Genomic DNA, 18,449 nt, shown 5'->3' on the forward strand with positions numbered 1-18,449 from the left:
GAACTTTACGGCTGCAGGGTCAGCCCCTGCCCGCCCTCAAAAGACTTCATGGGCAGGTATTCCCCGCTGCGCCACAACGGTGAGAGGTCGGCGTAATGGGCACTGAAGACGTTGCCGCTCTGGCCCAGCGAGAACACAAAGAGGCTGTTGTCCATGTTGGAGAGGTCCACAATCTGGCGGTAACTGGCCCCGTGGTCCTGCAGGTAGGTCTTCTGGTTGTAGCTGCCCACATTGACGGTATAAAGCCCACCAGGGGTGGAGGTTTCCCGGTTGAAGATCCAGCCCACCTGTTTGTTGTCCTTAAACACGTGGGCACTGAGGGCCTTGTGCAGTTTGCCCCACTGCCAGTTGTTCTGGTTGTCTCCCAGGCGTTCTGAGATGTCCTTCAGGGCGTTTTCCAGACTGACACTGAGGTATTCGGCGCAGTTCTGGCTCTGGGGGCCTTTGCAGTACATGCCCTCGTTTTGCAGCTGGCCCAGAATGAAGTAAGGGTGCCTGCGTTCGGTCACGAAAGGCAGTTCGTCTGTGACCATGTAGGAGAGCTGCTTGTACCATGCAGCAAAGATGGTGGAGGCGGTGCTGTCCTGGGTCTGGAAACCATCCCAGTTCTTGAGGGTCTCCAGGGCTTGTTTTGCAGCTTCACTGCGGGTCTGGGTTTGCAGCAGGAGAGGCTTGAGGTCCTGAAACACCAGGCTGTAGGTGTCGTTCTGGATCTGCTTGAAGGACTCCACGGTGTGTCTGGGGGTTTCCTGCAGCAGTTGCTCAATGCGGGCTTTGCGGTAACGGGTGGCAAACATCTCATCTGAGCCCAGAGGATAAAGGTAGCCATCTGGAACAGGTCTCTCGTTGGCTGTGGCGATGTAGCCCTTCTCGGGGTTGTACACGTGGGGAAGCTGCTCGAAGGGGATGTAGCCCGTCCAGTCTTTGTCCCCAGAAACGGGTTCACTGCCATCCCAGCCGTCCCGGAGGGGAATTTTTCCGGGGGCGTAGTATCCGATGTTGCCGTCCACATCGGCATACAGGAAGTTCTGGGTGGGCGTGACGTACAGCTTCAAAGCCCCGGTGAAGTCCTGCCAGTTCTGGGCGTAATTCAGCCCGATGAAAGCATCCATTGTGGTGTCTGCGGGTTGCAGGGCAGTCCATTTCAGGCTGACCACCTGACCCAGGCTTTTTGCATCTTCATTGATGTCGCTGATGATGGGGCCGTGTTTGCTTTCCCGCACTTTCAAAGTGACATCGGGCTGGCCTTTGACCTTGATGGTCTCCGTGCGTTCGGTGAGGGGGGTGCCTGCAGGTTCCACAAAAAGGTCCTGCACATCTGGTGCGGTGTTGGTCACGGCCCAGCTGATGCGGTCGTTGCGTCCAATCACCACGGCAGGAAGTCCAGGAATGGTGCCTCCAATGGCATGCAGGGTGGGTCCCTGAATTTCAGCCATGTACCAGAGGGCCGGAGCACTTAAGGAAAGGTGGGGATCGTCTGCCAGCAAGGGTTTCCCAGAAGCAGTACGGGTGCCAGAGACCACCCAGTTGTTGGAACCCTTGTCTGGCACCTTCTCCATGCCCAGGCTTTTTTGCACATCCAGCAGGGCTGTCAGGGTGTTCAGGGTTCTTGGGGTGAGGGCAACCGGGGCATCTGTTGCCACAGGTTCCTTGTAAATCTGCTCTTTTTTCAATTCATCTGCACTCAGGATGGTGGGGTCTGAGTCGGGGATGGGGGCAAAGAACTGCTTCAGGCCCTCCTCGCCCAGTTTGGCCCGCACCTGAGCAGCCAGGATTTCATCGTCCCAGTTGCCCCCCAGATCGAAAGCCATCATTTTGGCCCAGCTTAAGGTGTCGATGGCGGTCCAGGGTTCGGGTTTGTAGCCCAGCAGCGTGAATTCCAGGGGCAGCTTTCTGGTGGCGAGGTAGGCATTCACTCCTCCGGTGTAGGCCAGCACAATCTGCTTGGAGCGCTCAGAGAGGGCAGGGTACGCTTCCTGGGTGGCTTTGTAGAAACCCCAGGTGCGCAGAAATTTGTCCTGGGGCAGCACGCTCTCTCCAATCACTTCAGAGAGGCGACCTGCTGCCACCCGACGCTGGAAATCCATCTGCCAGATGCGGTCCTGGGCATGCACGTAACCCAGTGCAAAAATGGCATCCAGATCGCTGTTTCTGGCTTTGATGTGTGGGACACCGTAACTGTCCCAGCTGATTCTGACTTCCCCACTGAGGCCCTGCAGTTTCAGGTCCCCGGTTTTGGGCGTGTAGGTCTGGTAATACAGGTACCCGATGGCGGCTGCCACCAGGATGAGCAGCAGCAGAAAAATCCAGCCAATGCCGCGAAGTAGACGCATGTTCCTCCTCTGGTCCTGCATGGATGAAAGGCAAGCGGACCACCTTCAAAGGTCCATTGTGCACATTCACCAGTTCGATGGGCCCATCATACGAAATCTGGCAAGGCTGTTGCACCGGGTCCAAATCGGAGGGCTTCTGGCGGGCATCCAGCAGGATGAGCAGTTTGCTGGTTTTCAAGCGTCCCGTGCCCTCAAGCGTGACCAGAGAAATGGAAACCAGCTGAACCCTGGGTGTACCATGACAGGCCGTTGACCCTCCTCTGGGTTCAGCTGACTTGAGGATGATTTTCTGCTGAAAAACTAATGGTCTCTATTTTTCTGCGCCAGCACTGGGTTTTTTGACCCTTACACTTACACCAACCCAATTGCCATAAAGCATCATATATAGACTGTCAAGACTTGCGCAGTACCGTATTTAGTATTAAAGTATCAGCAACACAGATGAAAACCCAGAGGCTTGCAGAGATGCGGCCTTTTGGGTTTTTAATTTGTCAAAATTCAGACTTTGCATAAAACGTAACAAAGTCTTGTTGTCCGTCAGCGACCATTCACCAAGGAGCACTCCATGACCCAACTTGAGAACCGCACCCTCAGCCAATTCGACGACAACGCCCAGCACATCGCAAAACGCCAGTACATGCAGCCCGGAGACCAGAACATCGCCGGGATGTTCGAGCGGATTGCCAGGTGGGTGGCCAGTGCAGAGCCTGTCGAGGCCCGGGAAAAGTGGACTCAGGTGTATTTTGACCTCATGGCAGAGAAAAAATTCTGCCCCGGAGGAAGGGTGCTGGCCGGAGCAGGCACCCAGCACGGCAACGTGCTGAACTGCTTCGTGCAGGGAGCCACCGAGCACGACCCCTCCAGCTTTGAAGGCGTGATGGAAGTCGCCAGAAAACTCGCCCTGGTGACCAAGGTGGGCGGCGGCAACGGGGTGAACCTGGACGTGTACACCCCCAGAGGCGTGAACACCCGCTCTGATCAGGGCGTGCGGGGCTGGACCTACATGAGCGCCACCCACGCAGATGTGCAGGACTTCATTGAAGGCATGATGCGTCCGCCCACCCAGCCAGACGGTGAAAAACAACCCATGGCGATCCGCAACTGGACCCGCGTGATTTACGGGACCAGCATCCCCATGGACCTGATCACCCTGGCCCGCCAGAACGGGGTCGCTGTGGTGCGCAGCCTGCCCGAAGGCGTGCTGCCAGTTCAAGACGACATGGGAAGCATTGTGGACGCTGCCAGGGCCGTTGCAGAGACCGCCAAGGTGGGCATCGAACCCCGCATTGACCTGACCCCCTTGCGTGCAGAAGGCAGTCCCATCAAAGGCTCCGGGGGCACCTCCTCCGGTCCGGTGAGCTTCCTGGTGGAACTGTTTGACAACTTCCTGGAGTGGGCCAATCTTGGTGCAGAGAACTCTGGACCCATCAACACCCTGCGTTACTGCTATGCGCCTGTTTTGCGTGTGGTGCGACAAGGAGGAACGAGAAGGGGCGCTGGGATGGCCACCATTTCCATTGAGCACCCCGATGTGCTGGACTTCCTGACCGCCAAGGACCTGGACCGGGAAGCTGCAGAAGGCGACATCAGCACCTTCAACATCTCCATTCTGGTCAGCAACCGCTTCTGGGACGTGCTGCAGGCTGGAGGCCTCTGGGAGATTGCGGCCCAGGAGGTGCCCGGAAAATACTACATCCAGCCCCTCCACGAGAAATACGAAGGCAAATACGCCGAGCTTCCCGTGCGGGACATCGATGGGGCCAAAGGCGTGCCCTATTACGATGGCGGCATCCCTGCCCAGTGGATCTGGGACCAGATTGCCGAGCATGCCTGGAGCACCGGTGAACCCGGCCTGATCTTCGTGGACCGCATCAACGAATTCAGCGCCCTGAAAGACCTCGGGGACCGCTACCAGATCAAGAGCACCAACCCCTGCGGAGAGATCCCCCTGACCGTGGGTGAACCCTGCGACCTCGGGGCCATCAACCTTGCAGCCTACGTGAAAAACAGCAGCTTTGACTTCGCTGAATTCCGTCAGGATGTGCGCAAGTGCGTGCGTTTCCTGGATGATGTGCTTGACGTGAACGTATTCGCCCTGGAAGACAACCGCGTTGCAAGCCAGACCCTGCGCCGCCTCGGTCTGGGTGTGATGGGCCTGGCAGATGCCCTGATCAAGATGGGCCTGCGCTACGACAACGAAGCCGGACGCGAAGCCATTTACGAGATCATGAGCGTCCTGCGCGAAGAATCCATTGCTGAAAGCGAGCGCCTTGGGGCAGATCGCGGCTACTATGCCATCAGCCAGGACCCCCAGCACAAAGGCAAGATTCCCCACGCTCCCCGTCGCAATGTGGCCGTGCTGACCGTGGCCCCCACCGGAACCACCAGCATGCTGATGGGCGTGTCCAGCGGCATCGAGCCTGTGTTCTCTCCCTTCATCTGGAGAAAGATCGGCAGCGAGTACAAGGCCCTGCTGCACCCCCTCTTTGTGGAACTGCTGGAAACCTACCCCGCTGCACCCGCCTTCGAGAAGAACGGCAAATGGGACTGGGACCGCATCACCGACGCTGTGAGCAACAACCACGGCAGCCTGCAGGGTCTGGACTTCATTCCTGAAGCCCTCCGTCAGGTCTTCGTGTGTGCCCACGACATCAAACCTGTGGAGCACGTTCGCATGCAGGGCACCGTTCAGCGGGCCTTTGATGCAGAGGGTTACGCTGGAAACTCCCTGAGCAAGACCATCAACCTGCCCAACGAAGCCACCGTGCAGGATGTGCAGGATGCCTACAATGAGGCCTTTGTGACGGGTTGCAAAGGGATCACCGTGTATCGCGATGGGTCCCGCCAGTTCCAGGTGCTGAGCACAAGTAAAACGACCAAGAAGAAGGAAACTGAGAGCACTGAAACGCCAGTGGCAGCTGCCGAGGGCCGAGAGCCGAGAGCCGAGGGCGAAAAGACCCAGGCTCCAGCAGCCCCTGTCTTCGTTCCTGGCAAGCCTGTGTTTGACCGCCCCAGCCGTCTGGAAGGCATCACCGACATGGTGAAACTGACCGATCCCTCCACCGGGCACCGCCGCAGTTTCCTGGTGACCATCAACCACACCCAGGGGAAACCTGTGGAAGTGATTGTGACCTCTGGACGGGCCGGAGATGAAGCCAACGCCGACAGTGAAGCCCTCGGGCGTGTGGTGTCCATTGCCCTGCAATACGGGGTGCCTGCCGGTGCACTGGTGAAGACCCTGAGGGGCATCAACGGTGGGCTGTATGGCAGTTACAACGGCAGGCTGGTCGGGTCCAAGGCCGATCTGGTGGCCGTGGCCCTGGAGACCTTCAACAAGCCCACCCAGAAGATTGAGGTGGCACAGATCCAGGGCGCAAGCACCGATGCTGACGTGTCAACAGGAGAAACCCTTATTGCTCACTCGGGGGACGCGGTTCAGACTGGAACCAGTGTTTGCCCGGTGTGTGACAGCAAAGCTCTGGTCCGTGAGGAAGGGTGCGTTAAGTGCCAGGCCTGCGGATATTCTAAGTGCGGGTGATTGCTTCGAGATTAGGATGCAGATTAAAATCTGCATCCTAATCTTATTAGTCGCTCTTAAAATATAAATTCTTATTGGATGCTATTTATTTAGTGAGTAGTTAATTTAAATTGGCCAAGAGAACCGATAATCTTTCTATGCCTTTGGAGGATGAGATGGAACTGTTAAAATTGTTACTTGAGCATTTGACGGGTTTATCGCTTTTCATATTTTCCATAAGTGTTCTTCTTATAGTTATTTTTAATAAAAAGTCATTGTCAAAACTTCTTGATAGACTAAGTAGAGTTGGAATTAAGGGAGGAAATACAGAATTTTCTATGGAAACTACTGGGCTAACAACTGCAGAGTCGATAGAGGAGAAGTCAGATAAAAATAAGGATTCAAAAAAAGTTCCCGAGATGGAGCCTGAAACTAAAAGAGAGATTGAATCAAATGAGCATAATAAAATGGTCCCTCAAGATGACGGGATAAAAACTGAGAATCTCAGCGAGATTGATTATTTAATGGATGTAAGAATGAGAATATACCAAAAACTAGAAGATAAAAAAACTAATGAAGCTGAAGATATATATAAATCTGCAAGACAGAACCTTAAAGATCGTAATGAACTAGATTACAGAAAGCTTGAGGTATTCTTTATTTATCTAAAGTATATTTTTGGTCATGTTACAAGAGACAAATTAATGGAATTTAGAAATGATCCTTTGCTGGAAAAATATGCTTTGGAACTTAGTGTTTATGCTGCTAGATATCTAAAAGATGAAATTTCTGCCAGAGATTGCTCTAATGAGATACTATCTAAGTATACCGATAATGATTCAAAAATAGTAGCCTATGAAGGCTTAATATTCTTCTATTTGTCTGTAGGAAAAAAAGAAACGGAGGATTATATTGTAAAAATATATCAACAGAATGAAGGAAATACTGAAATACAATTAATGCTTTTGGAAAAACTAATAGATATTAATAGAGACAATCATGCCCTTCGTTCATTGTTGAGTGAGAAATATATTAGCTTAAGTGCTTCAAATAGTGACCAAATATTTAATGCCGCATACTCTTATTCGAGTCTGGGGCTTAATCTGCTCTCACTGGCACACTATAAGAATCTTATCCTTATTGACGAAAATAATTCTGGCGCTTTGAACAATCTAGGAGTAGCTTATGAAAGACTTGGTATGAGATACATGAGCAGTATATATTATAAAAAGGCCTCCGAAAATAATAATACTTTGGGAGCGGCAAATTATGCAAATGGCTTATATTCAATTAGATATCTTGATGAAGCAGAAGAATACTTGAAAGAGCACGTTAAGATTGATAGTTCTCATGAGAACGCGTTCAATCTTTTAAAAAATATCAAGACAGAGAAAGATAAAGAAAAAGAAGAGTCGGCAAAATATGACGAAAAAGCTTTAAGATTGAGAAATAGAATTAAAGTAATTGCTGATCGTAATATAAGCGTTCCATACACAGAAGAAATTTTTGGTAATTGGATTCTGGGTAATACTGAAATAAAGTTCACAAAGTTTGACGATAAAATTACTAAATACTCTATAATCACTGATGGTGAAGTTTATAAAGGAGACGTTACAGTTTTATATTCGGTGTTTTACTTGACTATTGGAAATAAAGCAGGAAATTTTTCTTTACCGGATACTAACATATCAAGTGGAAATATAGTATTTTGTTATGTAGAAAGTATAAATGAGCTTAAAGTGGTGATTATTGATGGTATTGAGTTTATTGAAAGATATTTTGTAAGGATCTAATTTATGTAAAAATTGTTGATGCTAGTAGATCATTTAGCAATTGTCTATAAAGAGCGTATAATTAGATCACCTAGTTTAAAAGAGTGAGTTTTATTTGTGTCATTCGATACTGTATTTCATCAAACTCTCCTAAGCTAAAACCACTCTGAATAGAGCCTTGCTGCCAACGTCGAACTCGGCGAGACCCTTGCACCAGCTTTTGCAAAATCTGAAACGACAGAAGATCCAGTGTCACTTCACCGTATTTCTGGACCTGATCCCTGAAGTGCAGGACCAGAACAGTGCCAGCTTCCTGCCCCACCCTCATAACCTCCTTAGTCTGATCCTTGATGTGGTTCAGGCATGTGATGAAACTCCAGGCCAGTGCATTTGCCTGCTGGGAGGGGAGAACAAGACGGATGTGCTGTTTTTCGGGAAGGATGTGCATGAAGGTGGTTATGGGGATCTGGCCTCCTGGGTGATTTTCTGTACCCTGCTCTGCAAGAGATTTAGAAGGCTCTGATGTTTGCTGTAACTGAGTGCCAGATTTTCAGAAAGCAGGCTGGCTTCGGAGGAGGACAGCAGAGCATGATCTAAGGTGTGCTCGATCCAATGGTCAAATGCTTCAGATTGAAGGGCATGTTTCAGAACCAGATCGAACCAGAAACCTCTGGTTCTGGTGTGCAGCAAAACATCCATCACAGCAGCAAACATCTCAGGCTGATCAATGTGAAACTCCACGAAACCCAGCAGGCGATCATTCAATTCTGGATGGGTGTCAGTTTGAAGCACTGGCTGCAGTAAGAGCTCCAGATCTTCTGGGGTCAGATCATCCAGATGGTGGCACAATTCTTCGTAGGTTTCCCAGAGCAAGGGATACTGGCTTTCGTCGTTGTAAAGGTTCAACTGGGTGAGAATCTGGATCAATTCAGGTCTGTCCATGCGCTCTTTTCACCTTACCGTACAGGATGGCTGTGGTTATGCTTGACGAATAATGCATAACGGTATACACTGTTTATATCAGTCGCCCATAGAGGCGAATTTTTTGTTTTGGCCCTTAGCGTGTGCTGGGGGTTCTTTTTATGGATTGGAGCCCCAGAGGTCACAAATCAAACCTGAGATCAGGACTCAAAATCAATCTTGACCAGTGCCCCCAGCGCCTCAACAGGAGCTTGCAAGGGATTCTCTGGGTTCAGAATCCAGTGTTCCCCATTGATCAGATACACCAGCAATCCCTCTTTTTTCTCCGGGTCAATCCAGAGCGTGGGCCTGGAAGCAGGGGAGAGCTGAAGATCTCCTCGTGTCGTTTTTTTGATCTTGATTTGCTGGAGTTTTCGCTCTGGCCCTTCAGAAGTCCCCTGAGGCTCTGCCCGAACCACCTGCACAAACAGGTCAGGATTAATCTGCTCAATCTCTTCTGGAGACAGCCCCAGATATTGGGCCAGCGACATAAAGTGTTTGCTGCGCCCAGGATTCACCTTGCCATTCTCAATGCTGCTCAGATAGGGCGCATGGGGAATGGTGGTGTTGTCCAGAACTTTTTCTGCGGTCAGGCCCAGGCTCTGGCGTTTTTTCTTGAGAAAGGCTCCAGCTTCTTTTGGGGTCAGTGTTGTCATGGGGTCTCAGATGGTTGGAGATACAGGTTTACCATATCCCTTAGTTATCATTTATCCTAACTAGTGATTTTCCTGACCGAAATCCTAGATAATATTCTTATTATTAAAGATAATATATATGGTAAATTTTACTTATGAAGGGGATAGGCCATGCAATCCGCTCTCGCAGACAGCATTTGAACATCTCTCAGGAAGAACTGGCAGAGCTTTCAGGAATCCAGAAATCAGACATCAGCACCATCGAAAATGGACGCAGGGAAAACATCACCCTCAAGACCCTGGAAGCTTTTTCTGTTGCTCTTCAGTGCCGTCCTTCAGAGTTACTGGAAATGATAAGTTCTGATCTTCAAACCTCTGGTACAGAAGAAACCCCATGAAAGGCATCCTGCTAAACCTGGGACCCTTTTCTCCCGAATTCCACCTTCACCACAGACCCCAGGGCTTCCTGCTCAGGACGTATGGGGTTGTCCGGGCTGATGGTCCAGTGTTCTCCGTTGATCTGGTACACCAGCATCCCTGTGGTGCTCCCTGGCTCAATCCAGATTTCTGCCTGCATGGCAGCGGTGAGCACCAGATCCCCCCTCAGGCTCTGCACCCCTTCCAGCCGTTGCAGGCTGCGCGTTTCAGCCCCCTGGTCCAGCAAGGGCACCTGCCCGATGGACACCCCAATGCGTTCTTCAAACGCCTTCCCGTTCAGTTTCAGCAGGTAGGCCAGCGTGCGAAGTTTGGGCCGCACAGAGCGGTCAATCTCTGTTCCAGTGCGGTCTTTTTCCAGCCGGGACAGCCACTGCTGGCTGAACGCTTCAAAGTGCTCTGGAAGGTCCTTTGCCAGTTTTGCAGAGGCCCTGGCGGCTGCGGTCTGTTTGGGGTACCCGGCCATTTCACGGCATTCGGTGAGGGCAACTCCGTATTTCGTGTGCATGAGGCATCCTGAGGGGGTACTGATATGTCAGTAGGATTCTACTTTGCACCCATCACATAAGGGATATCACCATTACGTTGGTAAATCTGGGAGGTTAAGCTGTGACCATGAACAGAGAAGATCTGGCAGGTGTGCTGCGTGATGCCCTGGTTCAGAAGGGCTGGAGCATTGCAGATCTCGCCAAAAATTCAGGCGTATCGTATGAATCTGCGCGTCGGGCTTTGAAAGGCATCGGGTCCATAGAACTTGAAACAGTTACCAAACTGTTGGTAGCCATCAACAAGAATCTGGAAATCTCTGAAGGAGACTCAAATGGCTTTTGAAATCACGATCACTGTGCTGGTGCTTCTGGGGTCCTTCGTTGCTGCATGTGTCTTCTGGCTTTGCACCCTCCATCCTGAAGAACTGGTTGGCGTTCAGACCATTTATCAGGACCAGGAATGGAGGGTCTATGGATTGCAACGGGATGGAGAGCGGCTCCTGATCGATGCCTTCCCCACAGAAACCCAGGCACTGGCATGTGCCCTCAAAATCGCCTCCAGACACCACGCCATAGAGCACATGCAGCAGGTGTCTTTTGACAGGCTTGGGGTGCAACTGGATTTGCCAGAGGTCAAGCGTTAAGAATCAGGCAGGACATGCTGTGGTTATCCTTGACGAATAATGCATATTGGTATACACTATTTATATCAGTCGCCCACAGAGGCGAATTTTTTGTTTTGGCCCCTGGCATGTGCCGGGGGTTTCGTCTTGTGTAAACCTGCCTGTCTCTGAGGGGTTATGACCTGTCACACTTTGCAATTTTGCTCTAAACTGTGACAGAAGGAAAATCATATTCTGGAAGGAGAAATGCAAGAACCACTGAAAAAGCACTGTGACAAAATCCAGAGCCTCAAAGACAGGTTGGAAACCCTGGGAGGGGTGCCCAACACTGTTGTACACAACAACGAGTGGCTTTACATGCTCCATGAGGAGACCCGTCACAGCCTTTCCATAGAAGGGTACTTCGCGACAGAACAGGAACTGAAATTGATTCTTTCAGGCAGAAAGACCCAGCCTGAAATCCTCAATTACTTTCGCATTGCCCAGAGCATGTATGACCTTGGGCTGCAATACCACCAGGAACAAGGCTTGCACATCGATCTGGCGACCATCCGCCACATCCACAGTGAGCTTTTTCGAGAGATCACCCAGGACCGGGGACAGTTCCGTCAGGGAAAGATCAGCATTCTGGGAGCCAGGGTGCGTCCTCCAGAGTTTGATGTCGAGGAGTACGTCAGGGTGTTTGTACAGGTGACAAAACAGCTTCTGGAACAGGAACCCCTGGTTCTGGCGCTTGCCAAATCCCATGCCCTCTTTGAGAGCATCCATCCGTTCAGAGATGGCAATGGCAGAACAGGACGCATTGTGCTGAATTATCTGGCGGTGTCAAAGGGTTTGCCGCCTTTGATCATCAAAGGAACAGAACAGATCCAGAGAGACACGTACTACCATGCTCTGGAAGCAGCAGATGCAGGTTTGCATGCTGGATTTCCAGCACCTTCCAGACAGAACCTCCTGCAGGCTCTGAACCAGGGCAACTGGGAACCTCTGGTGGCCCTGTTCACAGCGTCCCTGACCCCACAGATGCACACTTTGCTGGCTCTGGCTGTGGAAACAAAAGAGCCACTGCTGCCCTTTTCAGAGCTGAGCAAGGTGCTGGAGGTCAAAGAAAGCACCCTGCGCAAATGGGTGGAACGGGACCAGCTGGTTGCGATCAAACGCGGAAAGCGCTGGTACAGCCATCCACTGTTGATGGGTATGGGTGATAAGACTTGACGAATAATGCATACTGGTATACAATATTTATATCAATCGGCGAAAAGCCGAATTTTTTGTTTTGGTCCCAGAGCAGGCTGCCCGTGCGTGGTCTGCTTTTTGTTTTTCCTGCTAGACTGGTCTCACATGCAGAAACGAATACCTGCAACCCACTGAACACCAACCCGAAATCTCGGGTGGTTCAGTGTTGCTCCCTTTGGCTACCGAACTGTAGCTCAATGGTGAGAGCGTCCGTCTTATAAGCGGATGGTTGCGGGTTCAAGTCCCGCCAGTTCGACCAGATCTCATGCATCCCGGAGCCAAACTCTGGGATGTTTTGTTTCTGGTGGGCATGCCCTGGTTATGGTTGACGAATAATGCATACCGGTATACAATGTATTTATCAGTCGCCCACAGAGGCGAATTTTTTGTTTTGGCCTCCTGCCCTCAGAGCAGGAGGTTTTTTCTGCACAAAAACACCCGGCCAGAAGCCGGGGCAGGTTGGTACACCCAGGCAGATTCGAACTGCCGTACACCAGGAGAAAGCTGGTGGTCCTGACCGCTGTCTTGGTCAGAACGGCACCCAGAATGGGGCCTGACCGCTAGACGATGGGTGCATGCTGCATGTGCAATGAAAAAATGGTGATCCGGGAGGGATTCGAACCCCCGACCCCACGGTTCGTAGCCGTGTGCTCTGTCCAACTGAGCCACCAGATCAAACAAAATGTGGTTTTTGGCGGAAGGCAGAGGACTCGAACCCCACACCTTTTGGGTGACCCTGTTTTCAAGACAGGTCGCGGACCACTCCGCTGCTTTACCTTCCACACAGATTTTGCTTTGAAGGAAATAAAGGACTTCGGACCTTATCCGAAAGTGAACTGCAGAAAGATCAATACAGTCAGGACAGGCTACAAACCGTTCTACTGCCTTTAGCTCTCGGCCCTCGGCTCTGGGCTCTCAGCCTTTTACCTTTTACCTTCTGCCTTCTGCCTTCAGCTTTGATGCACTCGGCCCTCGGCTCTGTGCCCTCGGCCTTCATGGTGCGAGAAGGGGGACTTGAACCCCCACACCTCTCGGCTCTGGCTTCTGAGACCAGCGTGTCTACCGGATTCCACCATCCTCGCAAACGTCCCCTTGCAGGGACAGGAGAAAGCATAACAGACCTGCCAGAACAGCAGATCTGTCGAATGGCACAGGGGTTTTTAGGCCCTATTGCCGGGAGGTCTGGAGGCAGAATCGGCCAGATGGCTTTCAGCAGGGGTGCAGGATTCAGCCCTGTTTTTTGCGCAGGGTGGGCTGGGGCTCAGAGGCAGTCCGGTTTCTGAAAAGGCGCTGCCCGAGGCGTTGCAATGCACTGGGTTTGTGGGGTGCAGGAGGGGCATCGTGCTGGGGAACCTCGGGTTCCCTCATTTCCAGTATGCCTTTGAAGAAACACATGGCTTGCAGAATGTCATTTGCGTTCATGGTTCACGCTCCTTTGAAAAGAAGTGTAGGGCTGGCCTTTGGGGCCAGGTCAAGCCCTTTCATGCCTGCCACAAAAGGGGAGGTTCCTGCTGTCTCAGAAGAGATGCAGCAGGTCTTGCATGGAAAGGAGTTTAGGGCTTCACCCAGCGGGAAGGTCAAGCCCTTTTGGCAGCATGAGGGGCAGTGTTTTTGAAGGTGCCAACCGAAGTTTTTGCGGGATTTTGAAATTTTGACTGGATATCCTTGACGAATTTTGCATATCGGGATATACTTGTTTTATCAATCGCCGTTAAAGGCGAATTTTTTGTTTTGATCCCCTGCTGGAATTCCCCCATGGAGTCCGACAGGGGTTTTGTTTTGCAGCATGTAAAATGAAGCCCATGCCAGAGATTGAAAATTCACTTTTGCAAGATGCTCCCATCGCCTGGGGAAATTACCAATCCCGTTACCAGCACCTCATTGACGGTGTGGTGAATCCAGAAGACATCACGCAGTTTCTGCTGGACTGGTCTGACCTGGAAACCGAACTGGATCAGGTGCAGGCCGTGCGAACCCTAAGGGCGCACCTGGACACCCGGGATGAAGCAGCCCAGACGGCCTACCGTGAATTCATGACAGACATTCATCCTGAGCGGGAAAGGGTGAACGGAGCGCTCAAGCAGAAACTGCTGTCTCTGGACCTCAGCCACCTGCCTGCAGATGCGGTGCGTCTGGTGCGGCGCTTTCAGGCCGATGCCCGTCTGTTCAGAGAGGAGAACATCAAGGTGCAGATGCAGCTCTCTGAACTGGAACAGGAATACACCCAGATCAATGCCGCCCTGAAAGTGGATTTTCGAGGAGAAAAACTGGGCTTGCCGCAGCTTGCCCCTTTTTTGCTGTCTCCTGACCGCCAGGATCGTGAAGAAGCCTGGAAAGCCAGCCGTCAGACTTTCCGTGAGGCTGCTCCGGTGCTGGATGATCTGTTTTTGCGGATGTTGAAATTGCGTCGCCTGCTGGCCTGCAATGCCGGATATGCCAGCTTCCGGGATTACATGTGGGACAAATACCACCGTTTTGATTACAACCCTCAGGACTGCCTGAATTTCCACCAGACCATCGAGACAGAAGTGGTGCCTTTCGCACTGGAATTGCTGGAGCAGCATCGGGAACGCCTGGGTCTGGAGGTGCTGCGTCCCTGGGATGCTTACTGGTATGACCGGGTGGACCCACCAGACTGTGCTCCTCTGCAGCCTTTCAAAACTGCAGCAGAGCTGGTGGCCAGAAGCGCAGAGGTGTTTTCCAGGCTCAACCCCAGACTTGCCGAGATGTTCCAGTTGTTCCGGGACCACAAGGCCATGGATCTGGAGGTCAGGGAAAACAAACTGAGTCAGGCGTATTGCACCAGTCTGCCTGTCAGCAAGTTGCCTTTTGTGTTTCAGCAGGTGGTGGGTACGGCTGGAGATGTTTCAGTGTTCCTGCATGAGTCCGGGCATGCTTTCCATGATTTTCTGAGCATGCACAGCCAGCGTTTTTACTGGAACCACATGTCTTCCAGTGAGTTCATTGAGGTGCCCTCCACCGCCATGGAGTTGATCACCCTTGATGCACTGGACCCGTTTTTTGATCCACAGGAAATGGAGCGCGTAAAAGGGGCGGCCATCTGGCAGATGGTGCACAACCTGCCCCATTGCTGTTTTCTGGATGCCTTCCAGCACTGGGTGTACAGCGAGGCCCCTGAAGATGTGACCATTGAAATGCTGGACCAGAAAGCCCTGGAACTTCTGCAGCGTTTCCGTCCAGTGCCAGCCTGGGATGGTTTCGAGGCAGACCGCAAGAAGTTGTGGCACTTCTTCCATGTGTTTTACGTGCCCTTTTACTACATCGAGTATGCCTTCTGTGGTCTTGGGGCGTTGCAACTCTGGAAAAACCAGCAGCAAGACCCGGAAAAAACCCTGCAGCAGTACCTGGAGGCCCTGGAAGCTGGAAACAGCCTCTCTGTGCCAGAACTCTATGAAAAGTGTGGTCTGAACTTCAAATTTGACCGCCAGACCGTGCATGACCTGATGGATTTTGTGCGCAGCCAGGGATGATCCAGCGGGAAGGGAACACCATTCAGGATTTTGTGTTGTTGAGGCAGTTGCAATCACCATGCTTTCCTGCACGGGTCATCTGCCCTCAGCCGTGCCTGTCTGGGGGCTTAAAATCAGGGTACCTCATGCCAGAAGGAGCGTGTGATCATGACCGAATCGCCCTCCGCCCCGCCCCTGATTCAGATGCTGGAACACCTCTCAGAAGGGGCCTGTCTGATTGACACCCACTTGAAACTGCAGTACTGGAACCATGCTGCCCAGCGCATCACCGGGCATGCCTCCAGCGATGTGCTGGGGGGGTACTGCTACGACCACCTGCCCCACACCGACGATGTGGGCCGCAGCGTCTGGACCCACAATGGCTCGGTGATGCAGGCCATGCAGGGGAAAATTGTGGATTCCACAGTGTTTTCCCGCCATGCCGATGGGCACCGGATGCACCTGGACGTGCATGCCATTCCCATCCGGGATGCCAGTGGCAATGTGGTCAGCGTGATTGAGCTCTTCCACGAGCACCCCGGTCCCACCCGTGAACTGGAAGTGATTCATGATCCCACCCTCAAAGACCCCCTCACCCAGTTGGGCACCCGCAAGTATTTGCTGCAGGTGCTGCAAAGCGCCCTTGCGGATCTGGTGCAGCATGAACGGCCTTTCGGGGTGCTGTTCATGGACCTGAACGATTTTCAGGAGTTCAACGGGCAGCACGGCACCGGGGTGGGAGACCAGATGCTGAAACTCATCGGGCAGATTTTGCTGGGCAGCCTGCGTCCGCTGGACACGGTGGGACGCTGGGATGGTGAGGAGTTCGTGGTGGTGATCCGGCATGCCCATGAAGCCCAGTTGCGTGGACTGCAGGCCCGTTTGCACACCCTGTTTTCCAGCGCTGCCCTCACCGTGAAAGAGCAGGAACTCCACCCGCAGGTCAGCATGGGCACCACCCTGGCGCTTCCCTCTGACACCATTGAAGGCCTGATCACACGTGCCAGACACATGGCGTTGCAGCGCACCCGTCCCGGAATGGAACACCTGCCTCTGGGCTGGGGATGATGGGATTCAGGGTGAGGGCAAGCTGTTCCAATGGGAGCATCTGAAACAGCACCATGGGTGGAGGGTCTGCTTTGAAAGCCATCCACCCTTTTTTCAGCATCCTTCGGCTTAAAATGAAGGCATGAATACGGGTCGCATATTGAAAGTTGCCGGAGGTGCCCTGCTGGCCGTGGTGGGTTTGCAGCAGAAGGGTGCCCGCAGAATTGCCCTCACCGGACTGGGTGGAGCATTGATTTACAGCGGGCTGAAGCCGCAGGATGAACTTTCTGCCCTGACCTCCAGCGGAGACATCTACCTGGAGGACAGCGTGGTGCTGCACAAGCCCCTCTCCGAGGTGTACATCCAGCTTCGCAATTTTCCCAATTTGCCGCAGGTTTTCTCCCACCTGGAGAAAGTGGAGTTCCGGGGGGACCAGGTGAACTTCAAGGGACAGGTGCCGCTGGGCATGCTGGCAGACTGGGACATCGAAATGGTCTTTGATGACCACCAGGAGCGGTTTGGCTGGCGCTCCAAGCCCGGCAGCATGCTGGACACGGCAGGCAGCCTGACCTTCCAGAAGATCGATGCCGAAAACACCCGTGTGCATGTGGCCCTCTCCTACAAATTGCCCAGAGAGCTGCAAAGCGTCTGGAAGGACCAGCTCACCCCTGAGCGTTTGAGGGCAGATCTGGAAGCCTACAAACGCAAGGTGGAACGTGTTTGAAGGCCTGTCGTTCCTGCAGGAACTGCTGAAAACCCGCTCCTACACCGGTTCTGAAGGCCCCATCGGGCAGCGGGTGGTGCAGGAGATGAAGCTTCTCGGTTTTGACCACGCTTACCTGGATGAAAGCGGAAACGCCATCGGGGTGGTGCGGGGCAAAGCGTGTGGAGAGGCCCTGCTGCTGATTTCCCACCTGGACCATGTGCATGAAGGGGATGTGGACCTCTGGGAGCACCCCCCATATGCGGCTGTGCTGGAAAAAAACGTGTTGCATGGCCGGGGAACTGTAGACATCAAAGGCCCCCTCAGTGCCCAGATTTACGCGCTGGGAGGTTTGCTGCAGCGGGGAGAGCGCCCTGCAAAAGACGTGGTGCTGGCCGCTTTTGTGGAGGAGGAAACCGGAGGGAAGGGCATTGCTGAATTTCTGTCCCGAATGCCTTTCACCCTCCCTGACGGTGAGGTGCTGAAACTCACCGGAGCGGTGGTGGGAGAACCCAGCAGCAATCAGGTGATGCTGGGACACCGTGGCGTGGCCCACGTGACCCTGGTGTTCAAGGGGGCTGCGCACCATGCTTCTTTTGGACTGCATGACCAGAACCCCATGTTTGAACTGGCTGAATTTCTGGGGCGGCTCAGACAGTATGACCTTCCAGTGCATCCCATTGTGGGAGAGCACACCCTGACGCCCACCCAGATCAGCTGTGACAGCGGCTCGGAGAACGTCACCTCGAATACCGTCAGCCTGGTGCTGGACTGGCGCAGTACCAGCACCCCCGAAGAGATGCGCCAGATTTTGAAAACCCTCACAGCAGGCCTGAAAGTAGAGTACCAGGTGTTTGAACTGTGGACGCTCAAGAACACCCCTGGATTTCACATCGAGGCAGACCACCCGCTGGTGCAAAACCTGCAGCAGCACGTCAAAAGCATCCACGATGGATTTGGCATCTGGAACTTCGCCACCGATGGCCGCTACACCCACGCCCACAACATCCCCACGGTGGGCTTCGGACCGGGCAACCCCAGGCTGGCCCACACCGTCCATGAACACATCCACCTGGAAGAATTGCAGCAGCATGTGGAGGTGCTGCAAAAGTTCCTGCTGGACCTGCAGTAAATTCTCCCTGGGGAGAAGTGGGCTTCTTGCTCGTCAAAGTCAGAAGTTCAGTGAAACCCCCCGTGGGCCTGGGCAATCTGGCCTTCTGCTTTCTGCTT

16 protein-coding genes and 5 tRNA genes are annotated in these 18,449 nt (G+C 52.8%); 11 read left to right on the forward strand and 10 right to left on the reverse strand.

The annotated features are described in order from the left end of the window. Positions 1-5: 5 nt before the first annotated feature. Positions 6-2,333 carry a penicillin acylase family protein gene (locus IEY52_RS21905; protein ID WP_189007041.1) on the reverse strand — a complete coding sequence of 776 codons (2,328 nt, stop codon included), beginning with the start codon at positions 2,331-2,333 and terminating at the stop codon, positions 6-8. A 565-nt stretch (positions 2,334-2,898) separates the two neighbouring features. Here IEY52_RS21905 and IEY52_RS21910 point away from each other — a divergent pair. Continuing rightward, positions 2,899-5,871, forward strand: coding sequence for an adenosylcobalamin-dependent ribonucleoside-diphosphate reductase (locus tag IEY52_RS21910; protein ID WP_189007058.1), 2,973 nt, complete (start codon positions 2,899-2,901; stop codon positions 5,869-5,871). Positions 5,872-6,026: 155 nt separating this feature from the next. Continuing rightward, positions 6,027-7,643, forward strand: coding sequence for a tetratricopeptide repeat protein (locus tag IEY52_RS21915; protein WP_189007061.1), 1,617 nt, complete (start codon positions 6,027-6,029; stop codon positions 7,641-7,643). Positions 7,644-7,713: 70 nt separating this feature from the next. Here the strand turns inward: IEY52_RS21915 and IEY52_RS21920 are convergent, their stop codons facing one another. The 3 genes from IEY52_RS21920 to IEY52_RS21930 all read right to left on the reverse strand — a co-directional run bounded on the left by IEY52_RS21920 (position 7,714) and on the right by IEY52_RS21930 (position 9,238). After that, positions 7,714-8,070 carry a hypothetical protein gene (locus tag IEY52_RS21920; protein WP_189007063.1) on the reverse strand — a complete coding sequence of 119 codons (357 nt, stop codon included), beginning with the start codon at positions 8,068-8,070 and terminating at the stop codon, positions 7,714-7,716. A gap of 8 nt (positions 8,071-8,078) precedes the next feature. After that, positions 8,079-8,564, reverse strand: a complete 486-nt coding sequence (locus IEY52_RS21925; protein ID WP_189007065.1) for a hypothetical protein — start codon at positions 8,562-8,564, stop codon at positions 8,079-8,081. Between the two features lie 179 nt (positions 8,565-8,743). Further along, positions 8,744-9,238 carry a helix-turn-helix domain-containing protein gene (locus IEY52_RS21930; protein WP_189007067.1) on the reverse strand — a complete coding sequence of 165 codons (495 nt, stop codon included), beginning with the start codon at positions 9,236-9,238 and terminating at the stop codon, positions 8,744-8,746. Between the two features lie 134 nt (positions 9,239-9,372). On the opposite strand from IEY52_RS21930, the gene IEY52_RS27130 reads away from it, so the two are divergent. Further along, a complete protein-coding gene (locus tag IEY52_RS27130; RefSeq protein WP_189007069.1) occupies positions 9,373-9,615 on the forward strand; it encodes a helix-turn-helix domain-containing protein in 243 nt (80 codons plus the stop codon). Positions 9,616-9,626: 11 nt separating this feature from the next. Here the strand turns inward: IEY52_RS27130 and IEY52_RS21940 are convergent, their stop codons facing one another. Further along, the gene (locus IEY52_RS21940) at positions 9,627-10,160 is read right to left on the reverse strand and encodes a hypothetical protein (RefSeq protein WP_189007071.1); all 534 of its coding nucleotides are present in this window, start codon (positions 10,158-10,160) and stop codon (positions 9,627-9,629) included. Between the two features lie 107 nt (positions 10,161-10,267). Here IEY52_RS21940 and IEY52_RS21945 point away from each other — a divergent pair, with 107 nt between their 5' ends. The 4 genes from IEY52_RS21945 (at position 10,268) to IEY52_RS21960 (ending at position 12,258) form a co-directional block, all read left to right on the forward strand. Next, positions 10,268-10,483, forward strand: coding sequence for a helix-turn-helix domain-containing protein (locus IEY52_RS21945; protein ID WP_189007073.1), 216 nt, complete (start codon positions 10,268-10,270; stop codon positions 10,481-10,483). Further along, positions 10,473-10,784 (forward strand): hypothetical protein, encoded by a 312-nt coding sequence (locus IEY52_RS21950; protein WP_189007076.1) that lies wholly within the window; start codon positions 10,473-10,475, stop codon positions 10,782-10,784. Before IEY52_RS21945 ends, IEY52_RS21950 begins: the two co-directional genes overlap by 11 nt. A 225-nt stretch (positions 10,785-11,009) precedes the next feature. After that, positions 11,010-11,978: a Fic family protein gene (locus IEY52_RS21955; protein ID WP_189007078.1), complete on the forward strand. Its 969-nt coding sequence runs from the start codon at positions 11,010-11,012 to the stop codon at positions 11,976-11,978. Between the two features lie 204 nt (positions 11,979-12,182). Further along, positions 12,183-12,258: transfer RNA gene (locus IEY52_RS21960), tRNA-Ile, on the forward strand. A gap of 201 nt (positions 12,259-12,459) precedes the next feature. Here the strand turns inward: IEY52_RS21960 and IEY52_RS21965 are convergent. The 5 genes from IEY52_RS21965 to IEY52_RS21985 all read right to left on the reverse strand — a co-directional run bounded on the left by IEY52_RS21965 (position 12,460) and on the right by IEY52_RS21985 (position 13,421). Next, a tRNA-Glu gene (locus tag IEY52_RS21965) sits at positions 12,460-12,574 on the reverse strand. Positions 12,575-12,597: 23 nt separating this feature from the next. Further along, positions 12,598-12,674: transfer RNA gene (locus tag IEY52_RS21970), tRNA-Arg, on the reverse strand. A gap of 17 nt (positions 12,675-12,691) precedes the next feature. Further along, positions 12,692-12,780, reverse strand: a tRNA-OTHER gene (locus IEY52_RS21975). 215 nt (positions 12,781-12,995) lie between these two features. Then, positions 12,996-13,081, reverse strand: a tRNA-Leu gene (locus IEY52_RS21980). Between the two features lie 145 nt (positions 13,082-13,226). Then, the gene (locus IEY52_RS21985; RefSeq protein WP_189007080.1) at positions 13,227-13,421 is read right to left on the reverse strand and encodes a hypothetical protein; all 195 of its coding nucleotides are present in this window, start codon (positions 13,419-13,421) and stop codon (positions 13,227-13,229) included. A gap of 380 nt (positions 13,422-13,801) precedes the next feature. On the opposite strand from IEY52_RS21985, the gene IEY52_RS21990 reads away from it, so the two are divergent. The 4 genes from IEY52_RS21990 to IEY52_RS22005 all read left to right on the forward strand — a co-directional run bounded on the left by IEY52_RS21990 (position 13,802) and on the right by IEY52_RS22005 (position 18,351). Further along, positions 13,802-15,490 (forward strand): M3 family oligoendopeptidase, encoded by a 1,689-nt coding sequence (locus IEY52_RS21990; protein ID WP_189007081.1) that lies wholly within the window; start codon positions 13,802-13,804, stop codon positions 15,488-15,490. Between the two features lie 147 nt (positions 15,491-15,637). Continuing rightward, on the forward strand, positions 15,638-16,537 hold the full coding sequence (locus IEY52_RS21995; RefSeq protein WP_189007083.1) for a sensor domain-containing diguanylate cyclase: 900 nt from the start codon (positions 15,638-15,640) through the stop codon (positions 16,535-16,537). Between the two features lie 121 nt (positions 16,538-16,658). Continuing rightward, complete coding sequence (locus tag IEY52_RS22000; protein WP_189007085.1) at positions 16,659-17,240, forward strand: SRPBCC family protein; 582 nt, start codon at positions 16,659-16,661, stop codon at positions 17,238-17,240. Further along, positions 17,233-18,351 carry a M20 family metallopeptidase gene (locus IEY52_RS22005; protein WP_229684914.1) on the forward strand — a complete coding sequence of 373 codons (1,119 nt, stop codon included), beginning with the start codon at positions 17,233-17,235 and terminating at the stop codon, positions 18,349-18,351. Before IEY52_RS22000 ends, IEY52_RS22005 begins: the two co-directional genes overlap by 8 nt. The last annotated feature ends 98 nt before the right edge of the window (positions 18,352-18,449 follow it).

Origin of the sequence: Deinococcus roseus (genome assembly GCF_014646895.1) — a bacterium.
Classification (GTDB): Bacteria; Deinococcota; Deinococci; order Deinococcales; family Deinococcaceae; genus Deinococcus_C; species Deinococcus_C roseus.

Bases quoted from the DNA above. Each gene is read 5' to 3' on its own strand.
- IEY52_RS21925 (WP_189007065.1), bottom strand. From the start codon at position 8,564: ATGGACAGACCTGAATTGATCCAGATTCTCACCCAGTTGAACCTTTAC.
- IEY52_RS21945 (WP_189007073.1), top strand. From the start codon at position 10,268: ATGAACAGAGAAGATCTGGCAGGTGTGCTGCGTGATGCCCTGGTTCAG.
- IEY52_RS21955 (WP_189007078.1), top strand. From the start codon at position 11,010: ATGCAAGAACCACTGAAAAAGCACTGTGACAAAATCCAGAGCCTCAAA.
- IEY52_RS21995 (WP_189007083.1), top strand. From the start codon at position 15,638: ATGACCGAATCGCCCTCCGCCCCGCCCCTGATTCAGATGCTGGAACAC.
- IEY52_RS22000 (WP_189007085.1), top strand. From the start codon at position 16,659: ATGAATACGGGTCGCATATTGAAAGTTGCCGGAGGTGCCCTGCTGGCC.
- IEY52_RS21930 (WP_189007067.1), bottom strand. From the start codon at position 9,238: ATGACAACACTGACCCCAAAAGAAGCTGGAGCCTTTCTCAAGAAAAAA.
- IEY52_RS21985 (WP_189007080.1), bottom strand. From the start codon at position 13,421: ATGAACGCAAATGACATTCTGCAAGCCATGTGTTTCTTCAAAGGCATA.
- IEY52_RS21915 (WP_189007061.1), top strand. From the start codon at position 6,027: ATGGAACTGTTAAAATTGTTACTTGAGCATTTGACGGGTTTATCGCTT.
- IEY52_RS21920 (WP_189007063.1), bottom strand. From the start codon at position 8,070: ATGCACATCCTTCCCGAAAAACAGCACATCCGTCTTGTTCTCCCCTCC.
- IEY52_RS21910 (WP_189007058.1), top strand. From the start codon at position 2,899: ATGACCCAACTTGAGAACCGCACCCTCAGCCAATTCGACGACAACGCC.
- IEY52_RS21950 (WP_189007076.1), top strand. From the start codon at position 10,473: ATGGCTTTTGAAATCACGATCACTGTGCTGGTGCTTCTGGGGTCCTTC.
- IEY52_RS27130 (WP_189007069.1), top strand. From the start codon at position 9,373: ATGAAGGGGATAGGCCATGCAATCCGCTCTCGCAGACAGCATTTGAAC.
- IEY52_RS21990 (WP_189007081.1), top strand. From the start codon at position 13,802: ATGCCAGAGATTGAAAATTCACTTTTGCAAGATGCTCCCATCGCCTGG.
- IEY52_RS21940 (WP_189007071.1), bottom strand. From the start codon at position 10,160: ATGCACACGAAATACGGAGTTGCCCTCACCGAATGCCGTGAAATGGCC.
- IEY52_RS21905 (WP_189007041.1), bottom strand. From the start codon at position 2,333: ATGCGTCTACTTCGCGGCATTGGCTGGATTTTTCTGCTGCTGCTCATC.